At 75.0% G+C, this 4,383-nt stretch carries 3 protein-coding genes; all 3 read right to left on the bottom strand.

What is annotated here, in order from left to right:
- Positions 1 to 286 precede the first annotated feature (286 nt).
- Positions 287 to 1,492: a DUF2201 family putative metallopeptidase gene (locus tag BFF77_RS19265; protein WP_066951323.1), complete on the bottom strand. Its 1,206-nt coding sequence runs from the start codon at positions 1,490 to 1,492 to the stop codon at positions 287 to 289.
- 131 nt (positions 1,493 to 1,623) lie between these two features.
- A complete protein-coding gene (locus tag BFF77_RS19260; RefSeq protein WP_245703589.1) occupies positions 1,624 to 3,012 on the bottom strand; it encodes a sigma 54-interacting transcriptional regulator in 1,389 nt (462 codons plus the stop codon).
- Between the two features lie 150 nt (positions 3,013 to 3,162).
- Positions 3,163 to 4,383, bottom strand: a 1,221-nt coding sequence (locus tag BFF77_RS19255; RefSeq protein ID WP_066951321.1) for a hypothetical protein, incomplete at its 5' end; no start/stop codon positions are given.

The raw sequence follows: 4,383 nt of genomic DNA, 5'->3' as shown, positions 1-4,383 counted from the left end.
CCTCCCCGGCCGGCTCCCGGGTCCGGGAGTTCCGGGCCCGGGAGCCGGCCGGGGAGGAGCTGGACCGCTGGTGGGCGGTGGCCGAAGCGCACTGGCCGCACTTCCCCGAGTACCGGGAGCGCGCGGGCGACCGGGTGATCCCCCTGCTGCTCCTGGAACCGACCGACCGCGACTGAGCCCCGCGGGCGCGGGGCTCAGTCGCGTTTTTCCTCAGGGCTGCCGACGCGGAACTGCCGTACCACCGGGCTTACGGCATCCGCCGAACAATCCGGGCGTTGCCCGACGCTCAGGGGATGGTGACGACACGTGCCCAGGGCGGTGGGGTGTCCGGGGCGTAGTCGGGATTCTCCTCGTCCACGGTGCTCGCCGGACGGGGGAAGAGGCCGACGACCGTGCGACAGGGCGGCTGCGCGGAGGGCCAGGGTGTCTGGCCGTCCGTCAGGGCGACGATGACGTCCGGGCGGGGCCGGGAGCGGAGCGCCCGGGCGAAACCGGAGCGCAGATCCGTTCCCCCGCCTCCGACCAGTTCGATGTTCTCGGCGCGGCAGAGCGGGACGGCGACCCGGGCCGCCGCGTCGCAGGAGATCACCGACACCAGGTCGCGCCGCCCGCCCACCGCCCGCGAGATCGCCGCCACCTCCAGCAGCGCGCTGCCCAGCTCTGCGTCGCTCACCGACCCGGAGGTGTCGATCACGACGCAGACCCGGGGCGGCATACGGCGCAGGCTCGGCAGCAGCACGCCGGGGACACTCGCCGAGCGCCGGGACGGACGCCGGTAGCTGTGGTTCTCGCCCGCCCCCGGCGCGCTTGCCGCGGAGCGGATCGCCGCCCCCAGCAACCGCCGCCACGGCTGCGGTGGATGGAACGCCTTCTCGGCCCACCGGCGCCATCCCTCCGGAGCGTCGCCCGGCCGGCCTCTGATCCCCTCGGCGACCCGGAAGCGGACCGCGTCCCGCTGCTGCCTGCTGAGCCCGTGTGCCCCGTCGGGTCCCAGCTCCCACGGCCGATCCTGCCCGTCGGCACCACTGCCGCAGTCCAGCCAGGCCAGATCACCGGTGAGCCCCGACATCGACGCCGTACGCAGGTACTCCTCCATCAGCAGCCCGTCGGACAACCGCAGCAACGACGGGAGCACCGCCCCGGCGGGCAGGGGCAGACCGTCACCGTAGATGTCGTCGTTGATCTCGAAGTCGGCGGCGATGTTCCGCCGCAGCCGCGCACCCGGACCGTACTCCTCGTGCTCCCGCGCATACCGCTCACCCCGCCCGTGGTGGTCCCGGAGCAGATGGGAGACCTCGTGCACCCAGACGCCCGCCAGTTCCTCCACCGGGGTGCACGCCACGAAGCCGGGGGACACGTAGCAGCGCCAGTGTGCGTCCACCGCCATGGTCGGCACCGACCGGTCCTCCACCACGTGCAGCGCGAAGAGCGCGCTTGCCAGGTACGGCCGGACCTTCACCGCGTGCAGCCGGGCGGCGAGCAGTTTCTCCATGTCCAGAGGGGGTCCGGTCCGGTCGTACGGCCCGCCGGAGCCGGCCGGCGGCCTCGGCACGGTGGCCCGCACCGGGCGCGGCGGCGCGGGCCGGGCCATCGGGCGCGGCAGAGGGTGCTTCGCGCCCCCCGTCATCGGCGTACTCCCGTCGCACGCCGGGCGTCGGCCGCCGCCGCGACCCGCCCCACCGACCGGTCCGCCCGCCGGGCGAGACCGATCACCCCGATCAGCCGCTCCACCGCGTCCGGCACCTCCCAGTCGTCCCGCCGCAACGCGGCAAGCGTCGTCGCCGGGGCGACCAGCAGGTCCGGGGCGCCGGTCTCCAGCGCCCGGACCAGCACCGCCCAGCCCGCCTCCCACCGCTCCCGCTCGGGCCGCGCCCCGACGGCGGCCACCACCGCCTCCAGCGCGGCCTGACGCAGATCGCCCCGCACCGGCAGCTCGACGGAAGCCGGATCGGCCAGCAGCGACTCCGGGTCCGGCAGGTCCATCCGGTCCAGATGAGCGAGGAGTTCGAGCCCCGGCCCGTCCCCCACCGTGCCCCGCACGAGCAGGGCCAGCACCTCCCGGGAGACGGAGGCCGCCGTGCCGAAGGCAAGCAGGGCCAACGCGGCCTCCCAGCTCCGGGGCGAGGGCCAGGCACCGCCACGCCGCGTCTCCGTGCTGGGCAGCCGGTGGATCAGCGTCGGCCGGGCTTCCAGGAATCCGCAGACCGCGCGCCGGGCGAAGGCCACCGCCTCCGGCAGGCGCTCCGGTATCAGCCGGGGCAGTTCCGCGCGGGGCCAGACCCCGCCCAGCCCGCGCACCACCACCTCACGGTCGTGCACCCAGTACAGATGCACGAACCGGTTGGCCAGCGGCGGGCTCAGCTCCCATCCGTCCGCCGCCGACGCGCTCGGATTGGCGGCGGCCACGATCCTTACGTCCGGGGGTAGTTGGAGCGCACCGACCTTCCGTTCCAGGACGACCCGCAGCAGGGCTGCCTGAACGGCCGGGGTGGCGGTGGAGAGTTCGTCCAGGAAGAGCAGCCCCCGCCCGGCCCGTACCAGTTCCACGGCCCACTGCGGCGGCGCCATCGGCACCCCCCGCACCGCCGGATCGTCGCCGACGATGGGCAGCCCGGAGAAGTCGGTCGGCTCGTGGACGCTGGCGATCACGGTCGTCAGCGGCAGGTCCAGCGAAGTGGCGAGCCGCGTCAGGGCCGCGGTCTTGCCGATGCCCGGCTCGCCCCAGAGCAGTACGGGCAGGTCGGCCGCGACGGCCAGGGTGAGCGCTTCGAGCTGCTCGTCGGGACGCGGCTCGGTGGTGGTCGTGCGCAGGAGGGCCAGGAGGTCGTCGGCGACGGCGAGTTGGGCACCGATGCCGTTGCCGTTGCCGACGCCGGTACCGGATCGGCCGGCGGAGGTGGGTACGAGGGCGCCGGCGGCCGGGACCGCGGCGGGTACGGGGGCCGGTTCACCGGTACCCGGGACGGAAGCAGGAGCGGGAGCGGGAGCGGGCAGGAACGTACTGGAGGTCATGGGCATCACCTTGGGTGGGTTGAGGGATCGGGACGGTCCGTCCCGGATGACATGGACGTACGGGCGCGTCATGCGCGTACGGGCGTCGGCGTCGTGAGCGGGCAGCGCGGAACGCGCGGTGCGAGGACAGGACTCGGGCGGGACAGCCGGTCAGCTGGTACTGGGGTTCAGGCCGGTGCGGGGCCGGGCCCGGCTGCTCCGCTTGAGGCGGATCGCGCGAGGGGTACGGCGGTCGAGCCGGGGGCGGTGGTTCGCCTCCGCGTACCTCGGGTCCGAGGCCTTTCCGCCCGCCGCCGCACCGGTACCGGAATGCACGGCGACCAACCCCGAGCGGAAGAGACCGTGGTCGATACGGCGGGCCGCGGCCGACTCCAGTTCGTCCCGCAGTGGCCCGTCGCGCAGGATCGCGCCGGGACCGAGCAGCCCCTCCACCACGGCCAGGGCCCCGGCGACATCACCGTGGCCCAGTCGCTCCCGGACCGCGGGCAGTGCCTCCGGGTTACGGTGCACCTCGTCGATCGCCCGCACGCAGGGCAGCGCGGGGCCGCCGAGCGCCACCAGCAGCTCCTCCCGACGCAGTTGTGCCGGGTCGTGATCGATCGCCGTGAGCGTCCCGTCCCGCAGCGCTATCCGGTGGACTTCGCTCCGGCACTCCACCCGGTGCGGATCGCCGGGCCGGAGGACGGGGCCGGCCGCAGGTCCCGAGCCGGACGGCACCGCTGAGCCGGACGCCGTCAATGCTGCGGCGACGAGCGGATGCAGCCGATCGGTCGCGATCAGCCCGGCCCGCAGCAGCTCCAGGTCCGGAAGGACCCGGGCCGCCGCCTCCGGCAGCACCGGAAGCACCGCGACCTCCTGCGGCGCAAGCGTCTCCCGCAGCGGCCGGAACGTCGGGGTATGGCTGTCGTCGGGGGCGACGAGTTCGAGCACGGCGCGGCTCCGCGCACCGAGCCGCACCGTGAAGGCCCCGCGAGGGCGCCCCTCGGCCCTCAGCAGCAGCTCGGCCTCGGCGGCCCACCGTGCCGACGCCCACGAGCGGTCGTGGACGGCGGACCAATCGGGCAGGTCCGGCACGTCCGGCCGGGCGTGCGGGTGGGGCCCGTCGGACGGCGCCATGGGCAGTGCCACGCCCGCGCCGCACCGTCGCGCGAGTTCGCCGCTCCGCTCGGAATCCCAGAGATGCCGGTGCAGGTCGAGCCGGAAGCGCCGGTCGGGATGCGGATGTGGATGCGGGTGCGGATGTGGATGGTGCCCGGGGGCACCGTCCCCGGACTCCTCCCACAGGGCCAGGGACATCCGCTGTCCGGCGTCCGCCCAGGCCGGTGGTGTCCGCGCCACGTCGCCGCAACTCGTGGCGCGGACACCACCGGC

Source organism: Streptomyces lushanensis (genome assembly GCF_001700515.1).
GTDB classification, from domain to species: domain Bacteria; phylum Actinomycetota; class Actinomycetes; order Streptomycetales; family Streptomycetaceae; genus Streptomyces; species Streptomyces lushanensis.
Note: the sequence above shows the minus strand (reverse complement) of the source record. Positions and strands in the feature narration are given on the sequence as shown.

Excerpts from the sequence above, each read along its gene's own strand:
- BFF77_RS19265 (WP_066951323.1), bottom strand. The coding sequence starts at position 1,492 with ATGGAGAAACTGCTCGCCGCCCGGCTGCACGCGGTGAAGGTCCGGCCG.
- BFF77_RS19260 (WP_245703589.1), bottom strand. The coding sequence starts at position 3,012 with ATGACCTCCAGTACGTTCCTGCCCGCTCCCGCTCCCGCTCCTGCTTCC.